General features: G+C 65.6%; 25 protein-coding genes and 1 pseudogene. 10 read left to right on the top strand and 16 right to left on the bottom strand.

Features of this window, described 5'->3' with window-relative positions; all coding sequences use genetic code 11:
• Nucleotides 1–92 precede the first annotated feature (92 nt).
• The gene (locus tag QYM46_RS04175; protein WP_432790976.1) at nt 93–2,915 is read left to right on the top strand and encodes an aminotransferase class I/II-fold pyridoxal phosphate-dependent enzyme; all 2,823 of its coding nucleotides are present in this window, start codon (nt 93–95) and stop codon (nt 2,913–2,915) included.
• 24 nt (nt 2,916–2,939) lie between these two features.
• Nucleotides 2,940–3,956, top strand: coding sequence for a proline racemase family protein (locus QYM46_RS04180; RefSeq protein ID WP_432790977.1), 1,017 nt, complete (start codon nt 2,940–2,942; stop codon nt 3,954–3,956).
• A gap of 96 nt (nt 3,957–4,052) precedes the next feature.
• Here the strand turns inward: QYM46_RS04180 and QYM46_RS04185 are convergent, their stop codons facing one another.
• The 12 genes and pseudogenes from QYM46_RS04185 to QYM46_RS04240 all read right to left on the bottom strand — a co-directional run bounded on the left by QYM46_RS04185 (nt 4,053) and on the right by QYM46_RS04240 (nt 16,252).
• Nucleotides 4,053–4,835, bottom strand: a complete 783-nt coding sequence (locus QYM46_RS04185) for an amino acid ABC transporter ATP-binding protein (protein WP_432791715.1) — start codon at nt 4,833–4,835, stop codon at nt 4,053–4,055.
• On the bottom strand, nt 4,835–5,629 hold the full coding sequence (locus tag QYM46_RS04190; RefSeq protein WP_432791716.1) for an amino acid ABC transporter permease: 795 nt from the start codon (nt 5,627–5,629) through the stop codon (nt 4,835–4,837). The genes QYM46_RS04185 and QYM46_RS04190 overlap by 1 nt, the downstream gene beginning before the upstream one ends.
• 227 nt (nt 5,630–5,856) lie before the next feature.
• A complete protein-coding gene (locus QYM46_RS04195) occupies nt 5,857–6,651 on the bottom strand; it encodes a basic amino acid ABC transporter substrate-binding protein (RefSeq protein WP_169251447.1) in 795 nt (264 codons plus the stop codon).
• A 262-nt stretch (nt 6,652–6,913) separates the two neighbouring features.
• On the bottom strand, nt 6,914–8,347 hold the full coding sequence (locus tag QYM46_RS04200; protein WP_432790979.1) for an MFS transporter: 1,434 nt from the start codon (nt 8,345–8,347) through the stop codon (nt 6,914–6,916).
• A 200-nt stretch (nt 8,348–8,547) separates the two neighbouring features.
• Nucleotides 8,548–9,282: a peptidylprolyl isomerase gene (locus QYM46_RS04205; protein ID WP_432790980.1), complete on the bottom strand. Its 735-nt coding sequence runs from the start codon at nt 9,280–9,282 to the stop codon at nt 8,548–8,550.
• 107 nt (nt 9,283–9,389) lie between these two features.
• Nucleotides 9,390–10,607: an MFS transporter gene (locus QYM46_RS04210; protein WP_432790981.1), complete on the bottom strand. Its 1,218-nt coding sequence runs from the start codon at nt 10,605–10,607 to the stop codon at nt 9,390–9,392.
• Between the two features lie 261 nt (nt 10,608–10,868).
• Complete coding sequence (pcaC, locus tag QYM46_RS04215; protein WP_432791717.1) at nt 10,869–11,285, bottom strand: 4-carboxymuconolactone decarboxylase; 417 nt, start codon at nt 11,283–11,285, stop codon at nt 10,869–10,871.
• Between the two features lie 159 nt (nt 11,286–11,444).
• A pseudogene (locus tag QYM46_RS04220) lies at nt 11,445–12,182 on the bottom strand (alpha/beta fold hydrolase); the annotation flags it as partial.
• Between the two features lie 44 nt (nt 12,183–12,226).
• Nucleotides 12,227–13,597 (bottom strand): lyase family protein, encoded by a 1,371-nt coding sequence (locus QYM46_RS04225; RefSeq protein ID WP_432790983.1) that lies wholly within the window; start codon nt 13,595–13,597, stop codon nt 12,227–12,229.
• Nucleotides 13,598–13,603: 6 nt separating this feature from the next.
• Nucleotides 13,604–14,188, bottom strand: a complete 585-nt coding sequence (gene pcaG / locus QYM46_RS04230; RefSeq protein WP_432790984.1) for a protocatechuate 3,4-dioxygenase subunit alpha — start codon at nt 14,186–14,188, stop codon at nt 13,604–13,606.
• Nucleotides 14,181–15,005, bottom strand: coding sequence for a protocatechuate 3,4-dioxygenase subunit beta (gene pcaH, locus QYM46_RS04235; protein WP_432790985.1), 825 nt, complete (start codon nt 15,003–15,005; stop codon nt 14,181–14,183). Before pcaH ends, pcaG begins: the two co-directional genes overlap by 8 nt.
• Nucleotides 15,006–15,067: 62 nt before the next feature.
• The gene (locus tag QYM46_RS04240) at nt 15,068–16,252 is read right to left on the bottom strand and encodes a 4-hydroxybenzoate 3-monooxygenase (RefSeq protein ID WP_432790986.1); all 1,185 of its coding nucleotides are present in this window, start codon (nt 16,250–16,252) and stop codon (nt 15,068–15,070) included.
• 302 nt (nt 16,253–16,554) lie between these two features.
• On the opposite strand from QYM46_RS04240, the gene QYM46_RS04245 reads away from it, so the two are divergent.
• From QYM46_RS04245 to QYM46_RS04270, 6 genes are all read left to right on the top strand, one after another.
• Nucleotides 16,555–17,160, top strand: a complete 606-nt coding sequence (locus QYM46_RS04245) for a SipW-dependent-type signal peptide-containing protein (RefSeq protein ID WP_432790987.1) — start codon at nt 16,555–16,557, stop codon at nt 17,158–17,160.
• Between the two features lie 17 nt (nt 17,161–17,177).
• A complete protein-coding gene (locus tag QYM46_RS04250; RefSeq protein ID WP_432790988.1) occupies nt 17,178–17,909 on the top strand; it encodes a SipW-dependent-type signal peptide-containing protein in 732 nt (243 codons plus the stop codon).
• Nucleotides 17,910–17,929: 20 nt separating this feature from the next.
• The gene (locus tag QYM46_RS04255) at nt 17,930–19,228 is read left to right on the top strand and encodes a signal peptidase I (RefSeq protein WP_432790989.1); all 1,299 of its coding nucleotides are present in this window, start codon (nt 17,930–17,932) and stop codon (nt 19,226–19,228) included.
• Nucleotides 19,229–19,275: 47 nt separating this feature from the next.
• Complete coding sequence (locus tag QYM46_RS04260; RefSeq protein ID WP_432790991.1) at nt 19,276–19,722, top strand: hypothetical protein; 447 nt, start codon at nt 19,276–19,278, stop codon at nt 19,720–19,722.
• Nucleotides 19,723–19,828: 106 nt separating this feature from the next.
• Complete coding sequence (locus QYM46_RS04265; RefSeq protein ID WP_432790992.1) at nt 19,829–20,884, top strand: YeeE/YedE family protein; 1,056 nt, start codon at nt 19,829–19,831, stop codon at nt 20,882–20,884.
• A complete protein-coding gene (locus QYM46_RS04270; RefSeq protein ID WP_169251461.1) occupies nt 20,881–21,105 on the top strand; it encodes a sulfurtransferase TusA family protein in 225 nt (74 codons plus the stop codon). Before QYM46_RS04265 ends, QYM46_RS04270 begins: the two co-directional genes overlap by 4 nt.
• Nucleotides 21,106–21,136: 31 nt before the next feature.
• Here the strand turns inward: QYM46_RS04270 and QYM46_RS04275 are convergent, their stop codons facing one another.
• Nucleotides 21,137–21,907: a class II glutamine amidotransferase gene (locus QYM46_RS04275; protein WP_432790993.1), complete on the bottom strand. Its 771-nt coding sequence runs from the start codon at nt 21,905–21,907 to the stop codon at nt 21,137–21,139.
• Between the two features lie 76 nt (nt 21,908–21,983).
• Between QYM46_RS04275 and QYM46_RS04280 the strand changes: the two genes are divergently transcribed.
• Both QYM46_RS04280 and QYM46_RS04285 read left to right on the top strand, forming a co-directional pair.
• Entirely contained in the window at nt 21,984–22,517 is a 534-nt protein-coding gene (locus QYM46_RS04280) for an O-acetyl-ADP-ribose deacetylase (protein WP_169251463.1), read from the top strand.
• A gap of 4 nt (nt 22,518–22,521) precedes the next feature.
• Complete coding sequence (locus QYM46_RS04285; protein ID WP_432790994.1) at nt 22,522–22,875, top strand: VOC family protein; 354 nt, start codon at nt 22,522–22,524, stop codon at nt 22,873–22,875.
• 18 nt (nt 22,876–22,893) lie between these two features.
• On the opposite strand, the gene QYM46_RS04290 is transcribed toward QYM46_RS04285, so the two are convergent.
• From QYM46_RS04290 to QYM46_RS04300, 3 genes are all read right to left on the bottom strand, one after another.
• Entirely contained in the window at nt 22,894–23,145 is a 252-nt protein-coding gene (locus QYM46_RS04290) for a hypothetical protein (protein WP_169251465.1), read from the bottom strand.
• A gap of 121 nt (nt 23,146–23,266) precedes the next feature.
• The gene (locus tag QYM46_RS04295; protein ID WP_211168113.1) at nt 23,267–23,938 is read right to left on the bottom strand and encodes a response regulator; all 672 of its coding nucleotides are present in this window, start codon (nt 23,936–23,938) and stop codon (nt 23,267–23,269) included.
• A gap of 5 nt (nt 23,939–23,943) precedes the next feature.
• Entirely contained in the window at nt 23,944–25,122 is a 1,179-nt protein-coding gene (locus QYM46_RS04300) for a sensor histidine kinase (RefSeq protein WP_432790995.1), read from the bottom strand.
• Nucleotides 25,123–25,146 lie beyond the last annotated feature (24 nt).

The following is a 25,146-nucleotide window of genomic DNA, read 5'->3' on the forward strand; positions in this document are numbered from 1 at the left end:
GGAATCAGTACGGTCCGCCGACTGAGTCCGTGAGCAGGAAATCCACACCGGACCGGGGTGGGGACTGAGATTGACAGCCAGGAGGCTCTCGCATGACCGGAATCGACTCCGACCAGGCAACGGCGCAGGAGTTTGAGCCCACCGACCTCGGCGGCGGCCGCAGGCACAGTCGCGCAGGAGCCCACTCGACGCCGCGCCGGGCCCAGCTCGAACGGGATCCGGGAATGCCGGCGAGTACGTGGCGGCTGCGTTCGGACGCGTGGGAGTACCTGAAGTTCGCGATCAAACGCCTGGCCGTCAGCGGCGGTGACTTCTCGATGATCGCCGAAGACGGCGAGGTGTGGCGCTCGCTGCGCTCGCTGAAGACGATCGAGCTCTACTGGGCCGGTTTCGGTCAGCGCTATGTCGAGGAGATCACCGACCTGCTCTCGAACGGCGAATTCGACCGCGCGCACGACATGATCACACGTGCGGTGAATCGGCTGCGCGGCACCACCGTGCCCGACACCGGTGAAGACGACCTCACCGAGGATGAGCGAGCCGAACTCAAGGACCGCCAGGATACCCGTCCCCGCTTCGAGGTCCTCATCGTCGACGAGACCACCGAGGGTGGTCGCGACGAACTGCACACGGACCTGCTCAAACTCCGCAACGCCTCCGACCAGTTCATCTACGACTACGTCATCGTGCCCACCGCCGACGATGCGGTGGCGGCGGCCCTGACGAACCCGAACCTGCTCGCCTGCGTCATCCGCCCCGGTTTCACCGACAACACCCGCGAGGTGCTCAGCCGTGACCTGCGCGATTCCATCGAGTTCGCGCACACCTCGACGAAGGAATCGCCGACGGCGCCGATGAGCCCGCTCAATTCGGTGCGCCGGGTGCTGCGGCTGGCCGACACGCTGGCGAATCTGCGCCCCGAACTCGACCTCTACCTCATGGCGGGCGCCCATATCGAAAGCCTCGCCGGTGCCCTGACCCACCGGTTCCGTCGCGTCTTCCGCCGCGAGGACCAGTTCGAACTCCATCTGTCCCTGCTGCGCCGCGCCCAGCACCTCTACGACACTCCGTTCTTCGACGCCATCCGAGAGCACGCCCGCCGCCCCGCCGGTGTCTTCCACGCACTGCCCGTGTCTCGCGGCGGCTCCGTCGTCGGGTCGAAGTGGATCGGCGACTTCGTCGACTTCTACGGGCTCAACCTGCTGCTCGCCGAATCCAGCGCCACCTCGGGGGAGTTGGACTCCCTGCTCGCGCCGGTGCACACACTGAAGAAGGCACAGTCGCTGGCCGCCCGTGCGTACGGGGCCAAACGCACGTACTTCGTCACGAACGGCACGTCGACGGCGAACAAGATCGTCCACCAGGCCGTCGTCTCACCCGACGAGGTCGTCATGGTCGACCGCAACTGCCACAAGTCCCACCACCATGCGCTCATGCTCACCGGTGCCCGCACCGCCTACCTCGAGGCGTATCCGCTCAACGACGTCGCCTTCTACGGGGCGGTGCCGCTGAACAGGATCAAGCAGCTGCTGCTCGACTACCGGGCCGCCGGCCGCCTCGACGAGGTGCGGATGATCACCCTGACCAACTGCACCTTCGACGGAATCGTCTACGACCCCTACAAGGTCATGTCCGAATGCCTGGCGATCAAACCCGACCTCGTCTTCCTCTGGGATGAAGCTTGGTTCGCCTTCGCCCGGTTCCACCCGGTCACCCGCAAGCGCACCGCCATGGTCGCCGCGGAGACCCTCGAGGAGAACCTCGCCACCAACGCCCACGCCGCGGCGTACCGGGAGCAGCAGAAGCGCCTGTTCGATCCCGAGACCGGTGCCCCGGCCCCCGATTCGGTGTGGCTGGAGGAGGACCTGCTGCCGCCGCCGGACGCGACGATCCGCGTGTACGCGACCCAGTCGACGCATAAGACGCTGACCGCGCTGCGCCAGGGGTCGATGATCCACGTCTACGATCAGGAGTTCTCGACCGGCGCCGAGGAGGCGTTCCACGAGGCGTACATGACCCACACCTCGACGTCACCGAACTACCAGATCCTCGCGTCCCTCGACCTCGGTCGCAGGCAGGTGGAGATGGAGGGCTTCGCACTTGTGCAGAAGCAGCTCGACCTGGCGATGAGCCTGTCCTCGGCGATCGCGCGTCATCCTCTGCTGAAGAAGACGTTCAAGGTGCTCACCGCCGCCGATCTCATCCCCGAGGAATATCGGGTCACCGAACGGACGATGCCGCTGCGCGATGGGCTCTCCACGATGTGGGACGCCTGGGTCCGCGATGAGTTCGTCGTCGATCCCAGCCGCATCACCGTCGAGATCTCGGGCACGGGAGTCGACGGGGACACGTTCAAGCACGAACACCTCATGGACCGCTACGGCATCCAGGTGAACAAGACGAGCCGGAACACGGTGCTGTTCATGACGAACATCGGCACCTCACGCTCGGCCGTCGCCTACCTCATCGAGGTGCTCGTCAAACTGGCCGGGAAGTTCAACGACCCGCACGAACTCCATGAACAGGATGCGTCGACCGAACCCGCCGCGGTGATGCCGCCGCTGCCGGACTTCTCGGCCTTCGCCCCCGACTACGCCGCCGAGGTGCCCGCCGACGACCCGTCGAAGCAGCTGCCCGACGGCGACCTGCGCACCGCCTATTATGCGGGTCTGCGTCGCCAGAACATCGAGCACGTGCTGCCGCATGAGCTGCGACGCCGGGTCGAGAACGGGGAACATCCGGTCTCGGCCGGATTCGTCACCCCGTACCCGCCCGGGTTTCCGGTGCTCGTGCCCGGACAGGTCATCACCGCCGAGGTGCTCGACTTCATGTCGGCGCTCGACACCCGTGAGATCCACGGCTACGATTCCCGCCAGGGTTACCGCGTCATCCTCAAAGAGGTTCTGGAGAACTGAGCGAGAAAGGCGAGGCGATCGACCGTGCAGACCACCCGTCTCATCCAGACCGTCGAAGCCCACACCGAGGAGCTGCCCGTCCGCGTCGTCACCGGGGGAGTGGGACCATTCCCCGGTGAGTCCATGGCCGAACGCCGTGAGTGGTTCATCGAGAACTCCGACGATCTGCGGACCTTCCTCATGTGCGAACCGCGCGGCCACGGGTGGCTGTCGGGAGCGATCCTGCAGCCGCCGACCCGTGCCGACGCGGACTGGGGAGTGCTCTTCATCGAGGTCACCGGCGTGCTCCCGATGTGCGGGGCCGGCACGATCGCGGTGGCGACCGTGCTCGTCGAGACGGGAATGGTGCCGGTGACCTCGCCCGTGACGACGGTGCGCCTCGACGCCCCGATCGGGCTCATCACCGCCGAGGTGGTCGTCCGGGACGGTCATGCCGAGTCGGTGACCATCGTCAACGTCGCCTCGTATGCGCACGCTCTCGACCAGTCCGTCGAGGTGCCCGGGCGAGGGTCGATCGCCTGCGACATCGGCTTCGGCGGGAACTTCTACGCCTTCGTCTCCGCCGCCGACGTCGGCGTCCCGTTCGAACGTGATCGTTCCGAGGACTTCACCGCCGCCGGTCGCGAGATCATGGCCGCCGTCAACGAACAGCTGTCGCCGGTGCACCCGGTCACCGGCTACAGCGGCTGCGAGCACGTCGTGTTCCTGACGGAGCCGACGCAACCCGGTCCGAGCGGCGAGGTGCCGGATGCGAGGCATGTGCTCATCAACCACCCCGGCTGGCTCGACCGTTCGCCCGGCGGCACCGGGACGATCGCGCTCATGGCAATCCGGCACGCCCGTGGGCAGCTGGACCTGAACACAGACTTCGTCAACGAGTGCTTCATCGGCACCTCGTTCACCGGACGCCTCGTCGAGGAGACGAGAGTCGGCGAGCATGTGGCTGTGGTGCCGACGATCACCGGCAGTGCCTGGCTGACCGCGACCTCACAGTTCATGCTCGACCCCAGCGACCCGTTCCCCGCCGGCTTCACCCTCTGAACCTGCTCGCATTCGCCGACCGCTCACGTCAGCGTCGAGCGCGCGCCGTAGAGCTTGATACAGCGACGGTAACGTGAGCGGTCGGCGAGATCGCGGCTATCCCAGCTGGCCGGGATGGAGGACGCGGGAGAGGAAATCCTTCGTCCGCTGCTCGGCCGGGTTGCCGATGACGTCCTTGGCAGGTCCTTCCTCGACGACGACTCCGCCGTCCATGAAGACCACGCGATCGGCGACCTGCCGGGCGAACTCCATCTCGTGGGTGACGACGACCATCGTCATTCCCGCCTCGGCGAGGTTGCGCATGACCTGGAGGACGTCACCGACGGTCTCCGGGTCGAGTGCGGAGGTCGGCTCGTCGAAGAGCATGACATCGGGGTCCATGCTCAGGGCCCGGGCGATCGCGACCCGCTGCTGCTGCCCGCCGGACAGCGATCCCGGTTTGGCCTCCATCTTCTCGGAGAGCCCGACCTTCGCGAGGTTCGCTTCGGCGACCTTATTCGCCTCGGCCTTCGAACGCCCCAGGACCTTCGTCTGCGCGATCGTGAGGTTCTCACGCACGGTGAGGTGGGCGAAGAGGTTGAAGGACTGGAAGACCATGCCGATGCGGGTGCGGGCGGCGTCGATGTCGAGATCGAGGTCGGTCATGTCCATGCCGTCGACGACGATCGAGCCGCCGGTGGGTGTTTCGAGTGTGTTGATGCAGCGCAGCATCGTCGACTTGCCGGAGCCCGAGGGCCCGATGACGCAGACGACCTCGCCCTTGTCGACGTCGAGGCTGATGTCGGTGAGGACCTGGTTCGTTCCGAAGCTCTTCTGGAGGTTGCGGATGGCGATGATCGGGGTTGTGGTCGCGCGTGCCGAGGCGGTGGGGACATTCATCATTTCACTCCAGAATCTGCGGAACCGTACTTCTTCTCCAACACCCGCGACAGGTACGACAGCGGAACCGTGATGATGAGGTAGCACAGTGCGATGACGATGAAGGGTGTGAGGTTGGCGGTGTTGACGATCTCGGCGCGACCGAGTGCCGCGAGCTCACGGCCGTCGACCGAGGAGCCGAGGATATAGGCCAGCGACGAATCCTTGGCGAGCAGAATGAGCTCGTTGGTCAGAGGCGGCAGGATGATGCGCATCGCCTGTGGCAGAACGATCGTGAACATCGCTCGCGAGGAGGACATGCCGAGAGACCGGGCGGCTTCGATCTGCCCCTTCGGCACCGCCTGGATGCCGGCGCGGATGGTTTCGGCCATGTACGCCGAGGACACGAGGCCGAGAGCGATCATGATGACGACGAGCTGCGGCAGGTTGAATCCGGGAAAGGCCACAGGCATGCCGAATCCCAGAACGAGGAAGACGACGAGGGCCGGGAGTCCGCGGAAGAACTCGATGTAGATCGTCGCGAGCCACCGGTAGACGCCGACCGAGGACAGGCGCATGAGCGCGACGAACAAGGCGATGACAAGGCCGAGAGTGAAGCCGAGGAACGTGTAGATCACGGTGTTCTTCAAGGCCATCGTAATGACGTCGGGGAACATGCCCGTGGCGATGTCGGCCCGTCCGAACGTGTCGATGAGTGTCGGCCAGTCGGCGAAGATCGCGATGAGGATCGCGATGATGACGAGGATGGCGTACTGGATGCCGCGGGAGAGCTTCGCCTTCTGGCGCTTGCTCATCTTCGCTTTCGGGGTGGCGGTGGCGACGGGGACGGCGGGGCCGGTCGGGCGGCCGTCCTCTGACGCGGAGGGAACTGACATGGTTGTCCTTCGAAGACTGTGGCGGGGATGTCCGCCAGGGTGCGTGCCGTGAGAGACGGAAGAGACTCAAGCAGGTCGGTCGATTTCAGCCGAACGGGCGGCCCGCTGCAACGACAGATCGCAGCAGGCCGCCCATTCGCAGGCAATCACTTCGGAGCGTCGCCGAACCACTTCTCGTAGATCTTGTCGTACTCGCCGTTGTCCTTGATCTCCTTGATCGTGTCGTCCACGGCCTTCTTCATCTCGGTGTTGCCCTTCTTCATCGAGATGCCGTAATGCTCATCGGTCTTGATATCGAAGCCGATCGCAAAGCCCTTGTTCTCGTTGTTGTAGTTGTACAGCACACCATTGTCATTGATGACGGCATCGACCTGACCGGTCTTGAGCGCTTCGAGCGAGAGCGGCAGATCTTCGTAGGTGATGACCTCGGAGTCTTTGAAGTGCTCCTCGGCGTAGTCGAGGCCGGTGGTGCCTGACTGTGCACCGACCTTGAAGTCCTTGAGCCCGGCCTCATCCTCCGCGGTTTTGTCATCCTTCGTCAGAATCGCCTGGTTCGCGTCGAAGTACGGCTCGGAGAAGTCCGTGGCTTCTTCACGTTCGGGGGTGATCGTCGTCGCCGCTGCAGCCACGTCACATTTGTTCTGGTTGAATTCCGCACCCGAGGTGATCGTCTCGAACGAGGTGTTGATGATCTCCTGCTCGACACCGAGCTTCTTCGCCACGGCGTCGACGATGTCGACATCGAAGCCGACGACCTCGCCGTCCTTCTCGAACTGGAAGGGCTGGTAGGACAGATGGGTGCAGGTGGTCAGCTTGCCTTCCTTGACCAGGGGCACCCCGCCCTCGGCGGTCGCTGCAGGTTCGGAATCGCCTCCGCCGCAGGCGGACAGGGCGAGCATGGCGCCGACGGCCGCAATGGCCAGACTCGAGCGTCGTTTCATGGTTCCTCCAGGGGATCGGTGACAAATGAGTCACGTTCGCGGTTCGCTCTGACGTTGAAGTCTGAGCAGTGTCTGCGAGGAATCCTACCGTGAACTGGGTCACACTCATGTCGCATCGATGATCGCCGAGGTGGTTGTGACGAAATCGTAGTGTTGCCGTGTATGCGGGTGACCGGCCTGAGCCGCCGGCCGCGGACGCGAAAGGGCCCGACCGATGACAACGTCGGTCGGGCCCTCAGGGCGTTGGTCGAGCTCGGCAGCCTCAGCTGAGCTGATCCTCCATGTCGATCTCCGAGGTGTCCTTGGCCAGCCACAGGGCGATGATCGTAAGGATCGCTGCGGCGATGATGTAGAGGCCGCAGTAGACGATCGACCCTCCTTCGGCCTGCCACAGAGCGACCATGGCGAACGGTGCGGGACCGGCCCCGATGACGCTGGACATGTTGTACGAGATCGCCGATCCGGTGTAGCGGACGTTGGCGGGGAAGAGCTCCGGCAGGTACGCGGCCATCGGGCCGAAGGTCAGGCCCATGAGGATGAAGCCGACGATGAGGCCGATGATGACTCCCGGGGTGCCGGCATTGAACAGGGCATTGACGACGAGCCCGTAGGCGGCGATGAGCACGGTCACACCGAGCAGCATCTTCCGCCGACCCAGCTTCTCGGCCAATGGTCCGGAGACGACGGTGAAGATTCCGAAGAAGACGACTCCGATAATGAGATATGTGAGGAACTCGTTCTTCGTGTACCCCAGCCCCGCGACGAAGCCTGCGGGATCGAAGGAATTCCCTGCCGCCTCGGCGAGGGACTGCGCCTGTTCCGGGGTGGCCGGCGAGGTGCCGTAGGTGAGGGTGAACGCGGTCATGAAGTAGAAGATCACGTAGGTCGCGAGCATGATGAACGTGCCGAGGATGAGCGGCTTCCAGCTCGTGGCGAAGACCCGTCCGAGTGGGGCCTTCGAGATCTGCTGCTTCTGAGCGACGAGCTGGAACGCCGGGGTCTCCATGAGCGACATGCGCACGTAGAGGCCGACGGCCACGAGCAGTGCCGAGAGCAGGAACGGGATGCGCCAGCCCCAGGCGAGGAACGCCTCGGGGGAGGTCCAGGTGCCGAGGGCGACGAAGAGCAGGTTCGCGATGATGAAGCCGACGGGTGCGCCGAGCTGTGGGAAAGTGCCCCAGACGGCGCGTTTGCCCTTCGGGGCATTCTCGGTGGCCAGCAGGGCCGCGCCCGACCATTCGCCGCCGAGGCCGACGCCCTGGCAGAAGCGCAGGAGGACGAGGAACAGCGGGGCGAGGACGACCCAGCCCGGGGTGCTGGCGGTCGGCAGCAGGCCGATGAGGAAGGTGCCGATGCCCATGATGAGCAGGGAGGCGATGAGCGTCTTCTTCCGGCCGATGCGGTCACCGAAGTGGCCGAAGATGATCGAGCCGAGGGGGCGGGCGACGAAGGCGACGCCGAAGATCGCGAACGAGCTCAGCAGCTGAGTCGTCGATGTCTGGTTGGGGAAGAAGAGGGCCGGGAAGACCAGCGAGGAGGCCGTGGCGTAGGCGTAGAAATCGAAGAATTCGATCGTGGTGCCGACCATCGAGGCGGTCAGGACCTTGCCGCGGGTATTGTTCTTCCGAGTCGCCGCGATCGCGTCGTCGACTCCGGGTGCTGAGGAGGGATTCTCCGGCTGTGTTTCGGTGGACATGGTCGTGGTGCTCCGCTGTTTCGTGAGTGCAGGCACGGGCGGGTGGTCCGTGCCAATGGAAAAGGCCGTCGGCGCTGTGTCAGGCACAGCGTCGACGGCGACGAATAGACACTACGCCCGTCTCACAAAACGCGATTTCCGAGTCTCACTAATTGGGATTACTAGGTGGTCGAAGTGTTCTGGACGACTCAGACCGGCGGTCAGTCCGCGGTCGAGACCTGCGTGATCGTCACTTTCTCCTTGGGCGCTCCATCGCCGGCGCCGGAGTCCGTGCCCTTGGCCGCGATGTCGGCGACGGTCTTCGTGCTCTTCTCGTCCAGCTGTCCGAACACCGTGTAGTCGGGCGGCAGCGAGCTGTCATCGTAGACGACGAAGAACTGGGAGCCGTTCGTATCGGGACCAGAGTTCGCCATGGCCAGAGTCCCTGCCGGGTAGGTCTCGGAACCATCGAGCTCATCTGGGAACGAGTATCCGGGACCGCCCGAGCCGGTACCCGTGGGGTCACCGCACTGGAGGACGAAGATGCCTTCGGTGGTCAGTCGGTGGCAGTCGGTGTCGTCGAAGTACTTCTGCGCGGCCAGCGACAGGAAGCTGTTGACTGTGCACGGTGTGCGGTCGGCATCGAGAGTCACTGCGAGGTCCCCGGCGCTCGTCGCCACGGTTGCGTCGACGCTGCCTTTTGCCTGCGGCTTCTCTTCAGGAGCGTCGACTTCCTTCGCGCCGGACTGCGAGTCAGCAGGGTAGGAGCAGGTTCCCGCAGCGGCCGAGGAGTCCGAGCTCCCGGAGGACTCGCCGGAGTCCCCTTCGGAATCAGACGATCCGCATCCGCTCAGCAGCAGAAGGGCGAGGACGGCGAAAGCAGCGAGGGTCAGCAGAAGGGCCGACTTCGGGCGACGGGTCAGGGCAAGAGAGCGACTGGGCGCGGGGTGATCCATGCGTTCATCGTATCGGCACTTTCACCGAGAAACGGGCTGAGCGTCGAGACACGGGCGTGCACACGCGTTTCTCGACACGCAGCCCGTTTCTCGGTGCGGCCCGGGACTCAGGTCTCGACGGAGGTGCGGGTGCTCGGGTCGGGGGAGCCGCCTCGGCGCAGGAAGATCGCGATGGAGATGACAACCAGCCCGGACAGGCACAGGCCCACGCCCACCCAAGCCGGTGCACGATAGCCGAGGCCGGCGGTGATGACGATTCCGCCGAGCCACGCGCCGAGGGCATTGGCGAGGTTGAAGGCGGCGTGGTTCATGGCCGCGGACAGGCTCGGGGCGTCATGGGATTCGCGGAACAGGCGCATCTGCAGGGCCGTGGTGATCATGGACCCGGAGATGCCGATGAGGAAGAGGGCGATGATCGCAATGGCGGCTATATGGGTGAAGGCGCCGAAGGCGGCGAGCACGAGAGCCGAGAGGATCATGCCGCCGGTGGCCGAGCGCTCGATGGACTTGTCGACCAGAGGGCCCGCGATCAGCGAACCTGCGGTCATGCCCAGGCCGTAGACGGCGAGCACCCAGGGGATCGCGACGCCGGGGACGCCGGCGACGTCGGTCATGGTCGGGGTGATGTACGTGTAGACGGCGAACATGCCGCCGAAGCCGACGGAGCCTGCGACGAGGGTGAGGATGATCTGGACGCGGCCGAGCGCCTTGATCTCGCCTCGGGCCGAGGGAACCTCGCCGGCTCCGACACTGACGCGCGGCACGGCGATGACGACCATGATGACGGTGACCACTCCCAGGCCGGCGACGAGGGCGTAGGCGCTGCGCCAGCCGAACATATTGCCGAGTGCCGCGGCGAAGGGAACGCCGAAGATGTTCGCGATCGTCAGGCCGAGCATCACCCGTGACATGGCTCGGCCGCGGCGGTTGGCCGGGACGAGGGAGGCGGCGACGACGGCTCCGATGCCCAGATAAGCTCCGTGCGGCAGGCCGGAGACGAAGCGTGCGATGTTGAACAGCCCGGCCGTCGGCGCGAGCATCGAGGCGAGGTTGCCCAGAGCGAAGAGCCCCATCAGGCACAGGAGCAGCAGCTTGCGATCCATGTGTGCTGCGATGGTGGTGATCAGCGGCGCGCCGACGACGACGCCGATGGCGTAGAACGACACCGCATGCCCGGCCTGGGGGACTGTGATGCCCAGCTCCTCGGCGATCATCGGCAGCAGGCCCATGGTCGCGAATTCGGTCACCCCGATGGCGAAGGCGCCGATCGCCAGGGCGAAGACAGCGAACTTGTAGACTCCGTGGGAGACCGGGGCATCACTCATGGGGCTCCTTCAGGGCAGGCGAGATCGGGGAGGCAACCGCACCAGCCTATTGTCGATCGGCGCTGCCCGGTAGTCCTGTGGACGCATTGTGACGATTCGAACAGCCTCAGTCGGCTCCGCCGCGGGTCCCTGTGGTCGGGGAACCCTCGCTTGCTCAGTTGAGTGTGGCCAGATTGCCAGAATCTCGTGAAAAATGTGCACTCTGAGCCCACTTAACCGCCCGGGCCCTCGCCGAGGCGGCCGATCGATAGGCCAGGGCGCTCAGTCCGCGTTCTCCTCGGCTTCGGCCAGGGCTCGAGAGGCGACGGAGAAGGCGGTGTTCGCGCTCGGCACGGAGCAGTAGATCGCCGACTGGAGGAGGACCTCCTTGATCTCGTCGCGGGTGAGCCCGTTGCGCAGCGCGGCCTTAACGTGCATCGCCAATTCGGCTTCGTGGCCTCCGGCGATCATCGCCGTGAGCGTGATCGCCGAGCGCATGCGACGTTCGAGCCCGGGCCGGGTCCAGATCTCTCCCCACGCGTAGCGGGTGATGAGGTCCTGGAAGTCGCTCGTGAAGTCGTCGACCTTCGCGTTCGCGCGGTCGACATGGGCATCGGAGAGCACTTGCCGCCGCACAGTCATTCCGGCTTCACGGACCTCGTCGCGGCTGGCCTCTCGCGGACCGGAGGCGGTGGGCAGGTCGGCCGGCGAATCGCTCGCGGCAGTTGCGCCCGCACCGCCGGTGCCGCCGGCCCCTGCACCGAGGCCCTTGCCTTGCAGGAAGTCGGCGAGCAGGCCCGCGGTCACGACCGGAGCCTCGGCCGGGACGAGATGGGCGGCACCGTCGATGACCTCGAGCAGCGCCCCGGGAACATCACCTGCGATCTCGGCGAGTTTCGTCGCCGGAGTCGGCTGGTCCTGAGAGCCCGCGACGGCCAGCAGGGGACGCGTGATCTCGGGCAGTCGTGCGCGGACATCGAAGTCGGCCAGCGCGTAGCAGAGAGCAGCATAGGAGAAGCGGTCGGCGTCTTGCAGCGAGTGGAGGAGCGCGGCCGAGGCATCCGGTTCCCGGTCCATGAACCCTTCACCGAACCAGCGCTGTGCCGAACCGATGACCTGCGTCGGGGTGCCCGAGGTCGCCACCGTCTGGGCGCGTTCCTCCCACGCCGTCGCCTCACCGATCTTCGCGCCCGTGCAGAACACCGCGATGCGACCGAAGCGGTCGCCGTGGTCGAGTGCCAGCTGCAGGGCGGTGGCGCCGCCGATCGAATCACCGGCGAGGTCGACGGGAGCGCCGGGCGCGGCCACATCGGGAAGGACCCGGTCCAGGGTGGCAAGGACCGCCTCGGCGAGGTCGGACATCGTCATCCGTGGAGCCACCGACGTCCCCGCGGGGACGTCGATCGGAGCCGAGCGACCGTGACCGGGCAGGTCGATGCCGATGACCGTCGTCTCCGGGCTGAGCGCGTTCAGCTCGGTGGCGGCCTGCTGCCACAGGGCGGCCGCGGAGGTGCCCAGCGAGGGCAGGACGACGAGCACCCGGGCGTCGTCGGCGGGGGCGGCGGGGGCGGCAAGTACGGATGCGGTGAGGTCCATGGGTGTCACTTTCTTCGGTCGGTTCTCAAGTCGAAATGCGGGGCTCAGTCGAAGGGCGGCAGGTCGATCTCCTGCGGTCCGGAGCTGTTGATGGTCGCCAGGATGGTGCGGCGGATGTCCTCGGCCTCGCCGAGGTAGGACTCGGGGGTGAAGAATTCCTCGATTCCGTCGTCGTCGCCGATCTCTGCTCGGAGTGCGGCGACGGGGTCGGATCCGGGGGCGATGATGGCTGCGCGGGTGTCTTTGTCGATCCGGTCGCCGAAGACGATGCCGAGCTTCTCCCCGTAGATCCCGGGCGAGGCGGCATCGAGGTTCGCGCGCATGGCCTCAGCATTGACGCGCAGGCCCGCGATCATCTCGTCGAGCATGATGAGCGAGGAGATCGCCAGGGTCATGAGCTCGGACAGAGCCGGCCATTCGGCATGCCAAGCGCCGTCGGAGCGTTCTTCGATGGCTTCGGCGGCGGCCGTGGTCAGTGTGGACAGCGCTCCGGGGACGCGCATCCCGTTGCGGTGGAGCAGCACCGCCGAGGTGGGGTTCGACTTGTGCGGCATCGTCGAGGATCCGCCGGTCGACGTCAGGGACAGCTCACCGATCTCGGGGCGCACGCCGATGAGGACGTCGCGGGCGATGGAGGCCCCGACTGTGACGCATTGGGCGAGGTGGGAGCCCCAAGACAGGATGCGAACGCGATCGGTGTGCCAGGGGACGGGGACCTGTGTGAGCGCCGCATCGGGACCGACCATCTGCACGTGGAATTCGCGCAGCAGGGAGTCGGTGGAGTCGCCGGCGAACCAGCGGATCGCGGCACGGGTGCCAGCTGCCCCGCCGACCTGCACATAGTCGACGTAGGGTGCCTGGCCTTGGACTTCGTTGACTTCGGCGGCCCAGGCTGCGGCCTTGAGGCCGAAAGTCGTCGGCAGGGCCGGTTGGGTGAGGGTGCGGGCCAGGCACAGGGTCGTCGCGTGAGCGTCGGAGAGTTCGACGAGGGAGGTGCCGATGACTTCGAGCCTGGCCTGCATCTGCCGCACGACGCGGGAGACGAGCAGGCCGATGGCCGTATCGATGACGTCTTGGCTGGTCAGCCCCCGGTGCAGGCAGCGCGAGGCTTCGGGGGAGAGTCGGGAGCGGACGCGGGCGAGAAACGGGATGAGCGGGTTGCCGCCGGATTCGGCGGCCTCACCCAAGGACTCGAGTTCGGTGTGATCGTCCGTGAGCGTACGGATCGTGGCATCGATGGCGGCGGCCACCTCGGCGCGGATCTCCGACGACACCAGCCCCACCCGTCCCTGTGCGACGATCCATGCGGTCTCGACTTGGCCGATCGCGGTGATGAACGCGGCGTCGTCGATGGCTTCGGAACCGCGCAGATCGCCGGGGGCGAAGAGGAACCGGGTGTGGGCGGTGTCGGTCATGTCGCGTCAGTCCTCATGGCTGGGAAAACGGAGGAAGGGGGTTTCCTCCTCACCCTGCAACCGTATGTCGAAGTGCAGCGATCCGTCAGCCCCTCGAGTGGCGATGAGGCGGGCGCGCTCGTCCTCGTCGAGCGAGGACAGGAGCGGGTCGGCGGTCAGGGCCGCGGTGTCCTCGGGCAGATAGATGCGGGTGAACAGTCGGTTGAGCAGACCCCGAGCGAAGATGACGACGCTGATGAAGGGTGCCTTGCCCGCCTCGGTGGGGCCGGGGTTGACCGTGGAGAAGCTGAACTCGCCTTCCGGGTCGACGGCGGCGCGGCCGAAGCCGGTGAAGGTGAAGCCGTTGCGGCGAAGCGAGCCTGTCTCTCGGGGGACGACGCCGTGCTCATCGGGCTGCCAGATCTCGAGAATGGCATCGGGGACCGGGTCGCCTGCCCCGTCGAAGACGGTTCCCGTCAGCTGCACGGCGCGAGCCGAGCCTGGCGGGACGAGCTCATTGTCGTGAGCGAACGGCAGCGCATAGCCGTAGAACGGGCCGACGGTCTGGCCCGGGGTCGGAGTGAGATCAGGGGTCGTGGGAGTGTCAGTCATCGTCCTCTTCTTCCATCCAGGTCCGGTTGGCGCCGGTGAGCACGATGTCCCAGTTGTATCCCATGAGGAATTCGTGCTCGGTGATGTTGTGGTCATAGGTCGCCACGAGGCGGTCGCGCGCCTTTTGGTCGGTGATCGACTGGTAGATCGGGTCGAGCGCGAAGAGCGGGTCCCCGGGGAAGTACATCTGGGTGATCATCCGCTGCGTGAACTCGGATCCGAAGAGCGAGAAGTGGATGTGGGCCGGTCGCCAGGCGTTGTGGTGGTTCTTCCACGGGTAGGGGCCCGGTTTGATCGTCGTGAACGAATAGGAGCCGTCGTCGCCGGTCAGGGTGCGGCCGACGCCGGTGAAGTTCGGGTCGATCGGGGCCGGGTGCTGGTCGCGTTTGTGGATATAGCGTCCGGCCGAGTTCGCCTGCCAGATCTCGACGAGCTGACCCCGCACGGGGCGTCCTTCGCCGTCGAGGACCCGGCCGGTGACGCGGATGCGCTCGCCGATGGGTTCGCCGTCGGCCTGGATCGTCAGGTCGGATTCGAGGGTGCCGATGTCCCGGTGCCCGAAGGCGGGGGAGAAGAGCTCGATCGTCTCGGGGTCGGTGTGGCGGGGATCTTTCGTCGGGTGGCGCAGGATCGATGACCGGTAGGGCCGGTAGTCCAGGCGCGGCTGGGTCTCGGGCTTCTTGCCGCCGGCGACGTCCTGCTTGTACTGCGCTTCGATACCGTCGATCTCGGCGGACAGTGTCGCCTGGGATTCGGCGGCGTCGTCGGGGCCTTTCACGGTCTGATCGTCGGTGTCCGAGGACTGGTGCTGACTCATCGTCGAACCTTTCTTCGTCTCTTCGTCGGTTGACATCGTGGTGGGGTCGGTGGGGTTACGGCTCAGCCGTGGGGCCAGCCGGTGTAGCACTCGGCGAGGTAGCGGCGACCGTGGTCGGATTCGAGGATGGATCTCAGCTCGCCGAGGCTGCGCTTCGTTTCGAAGGCATCCTGAGTCGGGTCGGTGTGGAGCATCCGTGTCATCTGGTACGAGAAGTTCTGAGCCTTCCACACGCGTTTGGTCGCGGTCTGCGAATAGCCGGCCAGCGCCTCGGCGTCGGAGTCCTTGAGCGCCGAGATGAGGGCCGGGGCGAGCACGGCGACATCGGCGAAGGCGAGGTTGAGGCCCTTCGCTCCGGTCGGTGGGACGGTGTGGGCGCTGTCGCCGGCGAGGAACATCGAACCGTGCTGCATCGGCTCGGTCACGGCCGAGCGGAAGGGCAGCACGGTCTTGTCGAAGATCGGTCCGGTCTTGAGCTCGAAGCCGTCGGGGCCGTCGACGCGGGCCTGGAGTTCGGTCCAGATGCGGTCATCGGACCAGTCGGTGACGTCGGTGTCGGGGGAGGCCTGGAAGTACATGCGCTGGACGTCATCGGAGCGCTGGGAGATGAGTGCGAAGCCGCGTTCGGAGCGGGAGTATATGAGGACTTCGTGGCTGGGCGGGGCTTCGCAGAGGATGCCGAACCAGGCGAACGGGTACTCGTGGAAGAAGCGCTGCCGGGTGCCGTCGGGGATCATCGAGCGGCACGGTCCGCGGGAGCCGTCAGCGCCGACGACGTAGCGGGCGTCGATGCGCAGCTCGTCGCCGTCTGAGGTGGTCGCGGTGACCCACGGGCGGTCGGTTTCGATATCGCCGAGGCGGGTGTCCGTGACCGAATAATAGGTGGGGCGACCGGTCCGTTCGCGGGCGGCGGAGAGGTCGACGAAGATCTCGTTCTGCGGATAGAGCCAGACGGATTCGCCGACGAGTTCGGGGAAGTCGAAGTGGTTCGAGGAGCCGTTGACTCGGATGTCGATGCCGTCGTGGCGGTGCCCGTCCGAGTGGACGCGGGATTCGACGCCTGCAGCCTCGAGCATGCGCACCGATCCTGCTTCGAGGATGCCGGCGCGGTGGGTGTGGGCGATGTCGTCGCGGCTGCGGTTGTCGATGACGACGGATTCGATGCCTGCATTGTGCAGCAGGTGCGCGAGCATGAGTCCCGCGGGTCCGGCTCCGACGATCGCAACGTCTGTCTGAAGTTGTGCCACCTTGGCCTCCTTGCCTTCTGTCTTCTCAACAGTGTGCGCCGAGTCACGGACACGAAGCGATGGCGTTCTCAATGAATGGGAGTCAGGCGCTTCTGGAGGCGCGATAGCGCGGGCCGGTCTGAGAGCGCTGAGGTGGCCGCTTGGTAACCATTCAATAACAGATAATAGAAGTGGTGTCTAAAAGTATCTGTAAAGTAATTCAGCAGTCACAATGAAGTCATTACCCGCTTCATTTCTTTGTGACCTTGGCGCTGGTGCGCCGCAGAACAGAGGCGCTGATGCGCCGCAGATGAGGAGTCATTGTGACGACAACCAAGACGCGTTCGCGCAAATTCAAAGCCATCCTCGCCGGTGGCATCGTCCTCGGCGTCGGCGCTGCCGTGACGCTGGCGGCCTGGACCGACAATGAGTGGGCTGAAGGCACCTTCGGTGCCGGCTCGTTCAACGTTCAGGGCAGCACCAATGGAACCGACTTCGCCGATCATGAGAGCAGTGACGGTGCCGCGGCCTTGACCTTCGACCTCGACGGCGGGAACAACATGTCGCCCGGCGATACCGTGGCGGCACCTTTCGTGCTGCGCCTCGACGGACCGACGAGCTATGACTCGACCGTCGCTCTCACCTCGGCAGCAGGTGGCGGGGACAACGCTGCGGCGCTGACCTACGCGATCGTTCAGGTCGCCTCGGTAGGGGACTGCTCGGCCACCGCAGAGGGCACGTCGATTGTGCCCGAGGGAACGGCGCTGGACTCGACCGCGGGAGCTGCTGATTTCAACCTCTCCGCGGGCGCAGACACTGCGACCGGCGACCGGGTCACTCTGTGCTTCCAGGTCACCGCCGGCGACTCGCTGGAGCAGGGGCAGAACACCACTGCGCAGTGGGGGTTCACCGCGACCTCGGCTGAATGATCACGCAGACCTGATTCATGCCTTTCCACTTCTCGTCGCTTCGCAGGCTCTTCTCGACCGGGCGGGTGCCTGATGATGCCCGCCCGGTCAGTCGACGGCAGATGCGTCAGCGACGCAGGAATCTTCAGCGGCGGCAGCTGCGAGGCCGCCGCATCAAGGCGATTCTCGCTGGCGGCCTCGTCTTCGGCGTGGGCGCGACGGCCACGGTCGCCGCGTGGACGGACAATGAAACCGCTGACGGGTCGTTCGAGGCCGGGACGTTCAACATCGAGCTGTCGATCGATGACCAGTGGACCAGCACCAATGAGATGACCTTCGATTCCGCACCGATGTTTCCGGGGTCGAAGGTCTACGCCCCCGTGTTTGTGCGAACCAGTCCAGACACGTCCATCGCTGGTGCACTCACAGTCAGGGGCAACGGAATCGACAGCCCGAACGCCATGGCCGGCGCACTGAAGTATCGGGCGGTGACTCAGAACATTTCCGCAGGCGACGTCTCCGGGTTCGCCTGTGGTGCCGGGAACTTCAACGGCTCGGCGACCTATGTGTTCGGCGGGGAGTCGAGCACCGTGGCATTGACGACTGCGAATACCAGCACCAATGAGCCGACTCTCGAGGCTGCCAGTGCCTCGATCCAGGCCTATTGCTTCGAAGTGAGCCTGCCGAGTGATGCCTCGACCAACGCGCAGGGACAGTCGGCAACTCACACCTGGACGTTCGACGCCGAGTCCGTCGCGCCGGAGAACTGACCATGGCGGCGAAGGACAGCGTGGGTTCATGGCTGGGCGGGGCCGTGCTCAACATCCTCGCTGTTCTCGGCGTGGTCTGCATCGTGCTCGTCATCCTCAGCTTCGTGTTCAACGTGTCGATCATCATGTTCAAGACCGGGTCGATGAGTCCGACGATCCCGGCCGGATCGGCCTCTCTCGTTCGTGAGATCCCCGCAAAGGACATGAAGGTCGGCGACATCGTCACCGTCGATCGCGGTGAGAAGGTCCTGCCGGTGACCCACCGCGTCACCGAGATCCAGAGCATTGACGACTCCACCGGTGCCGTGTCCTTTGAGATGAAGGGCGACGCGAACTCCGAGAAAGACCCTGACCCCTACACCGCCGAGACTGTCCGGACGGTGATGTTCTCCGTCCCCGGGGTCGCTCCTATCCTTCAGCAGTGGCGCAATCCGCTCCTGCTCGGCGGCATCACGGTCGCGGCGAGCCTCCTCGTCGTGTGGGCCTTCTGGCCACGCCGAGAAGAGGAAGACGACGACGCCCTCGCCGAGGCAACCCGCCCCCGTGCGCGGTCACCGCGGCATGCCATCGCGCTGCCGGTGGTGGTGGCCGTGGCCGTCGGAGGGCACGCAGTGCCGGAGGCATCGTTCGCCGAGGATGTCCTCGGCGCAGGTGCGGACCACGACGTGTCCGCGTCGGCAGAAACGACGGATGACATCCTGCGTATGCGTGATTTCGGCGATGTCGAGAAGATGCGCAATCTCGGGCCAGGGGCATCGGCGAAATGGACGGTCGATATCTGGGCTGATGCTCCCGAAGCCGGGAATATAACGGTCTCGATCGGGTCTGGAGTGTCGACTGAGGCTTTGGCCGATTCGCTGTTCATCGACGTGCGGTCATGCAAGATGACCGAAGCGGAAGCCCCGTGTCCGACCGGCTCGGAACTGCTGGCCAGCGGGATGTTGCTCAGCGAATTGGAGTCCGCAGCCGACGGAGGGCGCAAGCTGTTGGACATGGACAGCGAGGACTCTCGCCGAGTCGAAGTGACCGCTGCTCTCGACGCCGGGGCCGATGCTCAGGCGGTTGCTGGTTCCACGGCGGGGGTGCGTGTGCTCGCTGAAGGCCTTGGCGACGAGGTCTCGACGGGGCCCGGAGATCCGGGTGACCCCAGTGATCCTTCTGCGCCAGGTGATTCTGACTCTGATTCCGATGGTGACAAATCTGGTGATCTCCCGCGGACCGGAATCGACGGTTGGCAGTGGATTCTGCTCGCTGCGTTACTGCTCGTGGTCACTGGTTCGGCAATCGTCTCGAGAACGCGGAAAGCGAGGGTGTCATGACAGGCAGAACTTCGCCGCGGCCATCATGGAAACGGGCCCGTCTGCTGTTGGCGGTCGTCGCCTTGCTCGCCCTCGTCGCGGGTCCGGTCGCGGTCAACGGCACGCTCGCCGGGTGGACTGATTCGAAGACGAGCCAGGGGGAACTCAACGCTGGTTCGCTAGACATTTCAGATTTGAGGTGCACTGATAACTCGGTACTCCTCACGCTGCTGGGGAGCGAGCTCAGGCTCGACTGGTCACCACCAGCTCAGGTCGGTGAGGTGCAGATCGTCTACAAGGTCACAGTTGTGAAGAGAAGGTTGCTGACGAGCACGACCTACGAATACACGACGACCGATACCACCATCACGTTCAAAGATCCGTCACTGCTGAACATCTCCACCTATGAGATGACCGTGCAAGCGATGCCCGTGGGCAATTGGGCCGGCAATTCGATGACAGTCAACGGACATGGGGTGACTCTCGTTGTGGGGTTGGCGCTTCGGTGCAACTAAGGCGCGGGCGCTAACCTGACCCCCGGTTGACTCGCCCCGGATTGTTGAGCAAAATGGGCAACTGTTGTGTTCGTCCGCGAACCTGCCGTGAACAGAAAGCAGCTCAATGATCATCACCGGACTCATCGTCGGCCTCGTCCTCGGATTCGTCCTCCAGCGTGGGCGCTTCTGCGTGACCGGAGCTTTCCGCGACCTCTCCCTGACGGGGAACACGCGCTGGTTCTCAGCCCTCATCGTCCTCATCGCCGTCCACTCCATCGGCTTGTTCCTGCTCAACAGCTTCGGGGTCATCAGTCTTGAGGCCACACCGTTCCCGTGGTTGGCCTCGATCGTCGGCGGACTGATCTTCGGCTTCTCCATCGTCTTCGCCGGAGGCTGTGCGACGGGCACCTATTACCGAGCGGGTGAAGGACTCGTCGGCAGCTGGTTCGCCCTCATCTTCTACGCGCTGTTCTCCGCTGTCATGAAGCTCGGCCCTCTCGCCGGCTTCACCGACGAAATCCGCTCGATCACCCTGGACAACGGCACCCTGCAGGCGAGCACCGGGCTGAGCCCCTGGGTCTTCGTCGCCGTCATCTCAGCGATCGCCATCTGGCTGGCCGTCCATCACAATCGCAAACTCAAGGCCCCGATGGCAGCCCTGCCGCCGCGCAAGACCGGTCTGGCGCACCTGCTCACCGAGAAGCGCTGGAACCCCTTCGCCACCGCCGTGGTCATCGGCATCATCGCCACGATCGCCTGGCCGCTCTCTGCCGCCACGGGCCGCAACTCCGGTCTGGGCATCACCACCCCCTCGGCGAACCTCACCGGGTTCCTCACCACCGGTGACACACAGCTCATCGACTGGGGTGTCATGCTCGTCATCGGCATCCTCGTCGGCTCCTTCATCGCCGCCAAGGCCTCCGGCGAGTTCCGGGTCCGCGTGCCGGACAAGGGCACGATCATCAAGTCGATCATCGGCGGAATCGGTATGGGCGTCGGCGCGGCCATCGCCGGCGGCTGCACCGTCGGCAACGCCATGGTCTCGACCGCCCAATTCGAATACCAGGGCTGGGTGTCCATGGTCTTCATGATCGCCGGCGCCGGAATCGCGGCGAAGGCCACAATCAAACCGAAGCAGTCGCAGGTCGCAGCGCCCGCGGCAGAAAGCAGGACAGTATGAAGCAAGTACTCGAAACCGACGGCCAGGTCTGCCCCTTCCCACTCGTCGAAGCCAAAGAAGCGATGAACGGTCTCACCGCCGGTGACGAACTCGTCATCAACTTCGACTGCACCCAGGCCACCGAGGCGATCCCGCAGTGGGCCGCCGAGAACGGCTACCCCGTCACCCACTTCGACCGGGTCACCGACGCCAGCTGGACCATCACCGTCCAGAAAGCCTGACCGGCCTGACGGCCCCACCCCGGCCGAACGCCTACAGTCTGACGATCGTCTCCGCCCCATCGGCGACGGTCAGCCGCATGATCGTGTTCTGCTCGATGAGGCTCCACCCCTTGTGGTCGAGCCCCGAGGAGGACACGATCATTGCGTTGTCGGGAAAACGCCGCCAGCTCATCCGGTAGTAGTGATCGTGATGATCCGGCGGCAGTGGGCCCTGCAGATACGGCACCTGCGTGCCCGCGGTGGCGTGGACGACGATCATCTCTGTGAGAGTGAGGAAAAGCAGATTCATGCCCGGGTGGTCGAAGCCGGCCCGCAGCATCCGCACTGTCCCGACCACGGATCCGAGCAGCGACTCACCCTGCCGCAGCCGCCGCAGAACAAGGGCGAAGATGATCGCCGAATCCGTCGTTCCGCCCACCTCGTCCGCCTCGGCGACGCTGACGAATTCGCGCAGTCGTTCGATCGGGTGCACAGAACCGTTGTGCGCCATCGCCACACCGTCGGCGAGGAACGGGTGCGTGTTCTCCTCGAGGTCGGCCAGCCCCGTCGTCGCCATCCGCAGGTGGCAGATCCGACCTTCACTGACATCCGTGTCCAATGCCCGGGCCAACCGGGGATCATCCGCCCCTTCCGTGGGCGTGCGGAACCGTGCGACCGCCTCGGCGCGGGTGTCGATCCATGCCGTGCCCCATCCGTCATCGTGGACGGTCCCCATCGATTGCCATTGCCTGCACTCATCGGTCCCGATGAGATCCCCGGCCGTAGTCGGGGTGGGGGAGATGAACCCGAGCAGTCTGCACATGAGCCCTCCTTCGCGCTGACCTCAGGTTACGCCCGAAACGGTGGGCAATGTCAGTGCCGATGTCTAGACTCAAGACATGAAGATCACGGTTCTCGAAGGCGATATCACCGAGGTGGCCGTCGACGCGATCGTCAACGCCGCGAATTCGTCCCTGCTCGGTGGCGGCGGGGTCGACGGAGCCATCCACCGCGCGGCCGGTCCCGCGCTCCTCGAAGCCTGCCGCGAGGTCAGACAGACGACCCATGTGCGCGGTCTGCCGCCGGGCCAGGCCGTGGCCACCTCGGCGGGAGATCTGCCCGCCCGCTGGGTCATCCACACTGTCGGACCGAACCGGAACGCGGGCGAGGCGGACCCGGAGATCCTCGAGTCTTGTTTCGAATCGAGCCTCAACCTCGCCGAGGAGCTCGGTGCGACCTCGATAGCCTTCCCCGCCATCGGCGGCGGAGTCTACGGTTGGTCGCCCAGAGACGTCGCCGAGGCGGCTCACAGTGTCATCGTCGACGGCCGGTCCCGCGGGCGCTGGGAATCGATCGATGAGGTCCAGTTCGTCCTCTTCAGCGATCAGATGACGAGCGTGTTCTGCCAGATCTTCGACCACGATCAGTGGTGATGCCATGAAGGTCAACAGGATCATCCCGGACATCGCTGTCGACAACATCGACGCCGCGCGGGAGTTCTATTCGGGCTTCCTCGGGCTGAGCAGTGAGGAATTCAACCTCGGCTGGGTCGCACGCTTCACCTCCCCGGAAACCGGCGCCAGCGTGCAGGTGCTCACCGAGGATGAGACGGGGCAGACGAATCCCGTGGCCTCGGTGCTCGTCGAGGACGTCGACGTTGCCTTCGCCGAAGCCCAGGAGCAGGGCATCGAGATCGTCCACCCGCTCACCCACGAAGAATGGGGAGTGCGACGGTTCTTCGTCCGCGCACCCGACGGCAACGTGTTCAATATCGTCGCGCACCCGGAGTGAACCCATGTGGGGCAGTATTCACGCAGCCTTGTGACGCACTCTGTGCACGATCGCCAAAGTCAGCGCGGCGATAGCGCTGCCGGCGGCGATGAGCAGCGGAATCCCGGAGACGACGGCCTCGACGACATACTCGGGGCCGGACTGCAGGATCGGGCCGACGATCTTGACGAGGAGGAACCCGAGGACGCCGATGAAGAGGAACAGTGCCGCCCTCTTGCCGAGGACCACCGCCAGGGTCTTCGGATATTGATAGGTCTGTGTCGTGCTCATGGTCGATCACCTTGTGTTGTCGTCCACGGTCCAAACCTTTTGGGCTGTGCCTGCCACGCTACGCCTGCAAACAGAGTGTGCACTGGGTGCTCTGAGGACGTTCGATGGGAGCAGTCGTCGATCAGCGAGGGGTGGCATCGCCGGGCCGGACCAACCCCGTCTCATAGGCGAGCACGATGAGCGCGGCACGGTCCCGGGCATCGAGGCGAGTGAGCAGCCGGCTGACGTAAGTGCGAGCCGTGGCGGGGCTGAGGAAGAGTTCGGCGGCGATCTCGTCATTGGTCAGCCCACGCCCGATTCCGCTGAGGACCTCGACCTCCCGCTCCGTCAGCTCATCGAGTCCATGGCCGATCGGATCGGGGGAATGTCCCTCGGCGACGGCCCGCATGACCCCGGCGGTGACCGATGGTGACAGCAGGGCATCACCGGCGGCGACAGCGCGGATCGCGGCGCGCAGATCGCTGGGAGAGACATCCTTGAGCAAGTACCCGGCGGCTCCCGCCCGAATGGCGGCGAAGACGTTCTCGTCCTCGTCGAAGGTGGTGAGCATGAGCACCCTGACCCCGTTCAACGCAGCGTCGTCAACGATGGCCCGCGTCGCTTCAATCCCGTCCATGACGGGCATGCGGATATCCATGAGCACGACGTCGGGGCGCAGCTCCCGCACATGCGACAGGCCTGACCTTCCGTTCGCCGCCTCGGCGACGACCGTGATGTCACCGTCGCGTTCGGCCAGGGGCCGCAGACCGGCCCGAACGAGTTCCTGATCGTCGACGATGACGACGCGGATCACCTCGGTCATGGTTCCTCCTCGACATCGATCGGCAGGTGCGCGGTCACAGTGAACCCTTCGTCGTTCGGCCCGACACCGAGGCGACCACCGAGCAGTCCCGCCCGTTCCCTCATCCCGCGGATGCCGGCACCGGGCTCCGGATCGACGGTTCCGCCGTAACCGTTGTCGACGATGCGCACGATGAGCTCGTCGGCACGTACATGCGCGGAGACACGGGCCACGTCCGCCCCGGAATGGCGGAGCACGTTCGTCACCGATTCCTGAACGATCCGAAATGCCGCGGCGTCGACGGCCCGCGGCAGCTGTCCGGGGTCGACGTCGAGGTCGACCGTGACGTCGAGGCCGGCGGCGCGGGCCGCCTCGATGACGGAGGAGATCGAAGCCAACCCCAACGCCGAGGCGGGACCCGGGTCGGTCTCGCCCGCGGACTCCTCGCGGAGGACTCTGACTGTGCGACGCAGTTCCCTCAGTGCCTCCGAGGTGGCACCGCGCACCCGTTCGAGTGCGGCCGCACGGTCGTCCGGGTCCACGGCCTCGCCCGCCACGGAGGTGTGCAGCGAAGCCACGGACAGGGTGTGGCCGATCGTGTCGTGGAGGTCGCGGGCGATGCGCACCCGTTCGGCGTGCATCCGCGCCTCGGCGGCTCGGGATTCCTCGGCGGAGGTGAGGGCGGCGATGCGCGCCGACTGCGTTCGGGTCTCGCGGACCAAGCGGACCACGGAGCCGAGGGCGATTGCGGCGGCGGCCAACGCCAGTTCGGTGACGAAGCCGTACCCGGTCAGGTGGGCACGCGGGTCGAGGTCATCGAACCTGTAGAACGTCGACACCGCGATAAGGACGGCGGCGCCGAGCACGGACCACGAGGTGCGCCGCACCTCGGCAGTGGAGTAGAGAGCGCCGACAGCGGGCAGGACCATGCCGATCGGCGGCAGATCCAGAGCGTAGTAGGCGAAGATCCCGAACACGGTCACGGCCAGTACGGCCAGCGGCAGTCGGCGACGCAGGAGCAGCAGAGCGCCGAAGCCGATGGCCCAGGCGACGCCGGGCAGCGGGGACGACTCGGAATCGGCGGCGATGACCAGCGAGATCACCAGGGTCACCGCAACCGCCAGAGAAGCATCGGTCAGCCACGGCTCGAGGCGCTCGCGCTCCTCACCCGTCTCACCAGCATCTGCCGAACCCATAGTCCAAGACTACGGAGCAAACGC

The sequence above is a fragment of the Brevibacterium sp. K11IcPPYGO002 genome, assembly GCF_050920635.1.
In the GTDB taxonomy this organism is placed as follows: domain Bacteria; phylum Actinomycetota; class Actinomycetes; order Actinomycetales; family Brevibacteriaceae; genus Brevibacterium.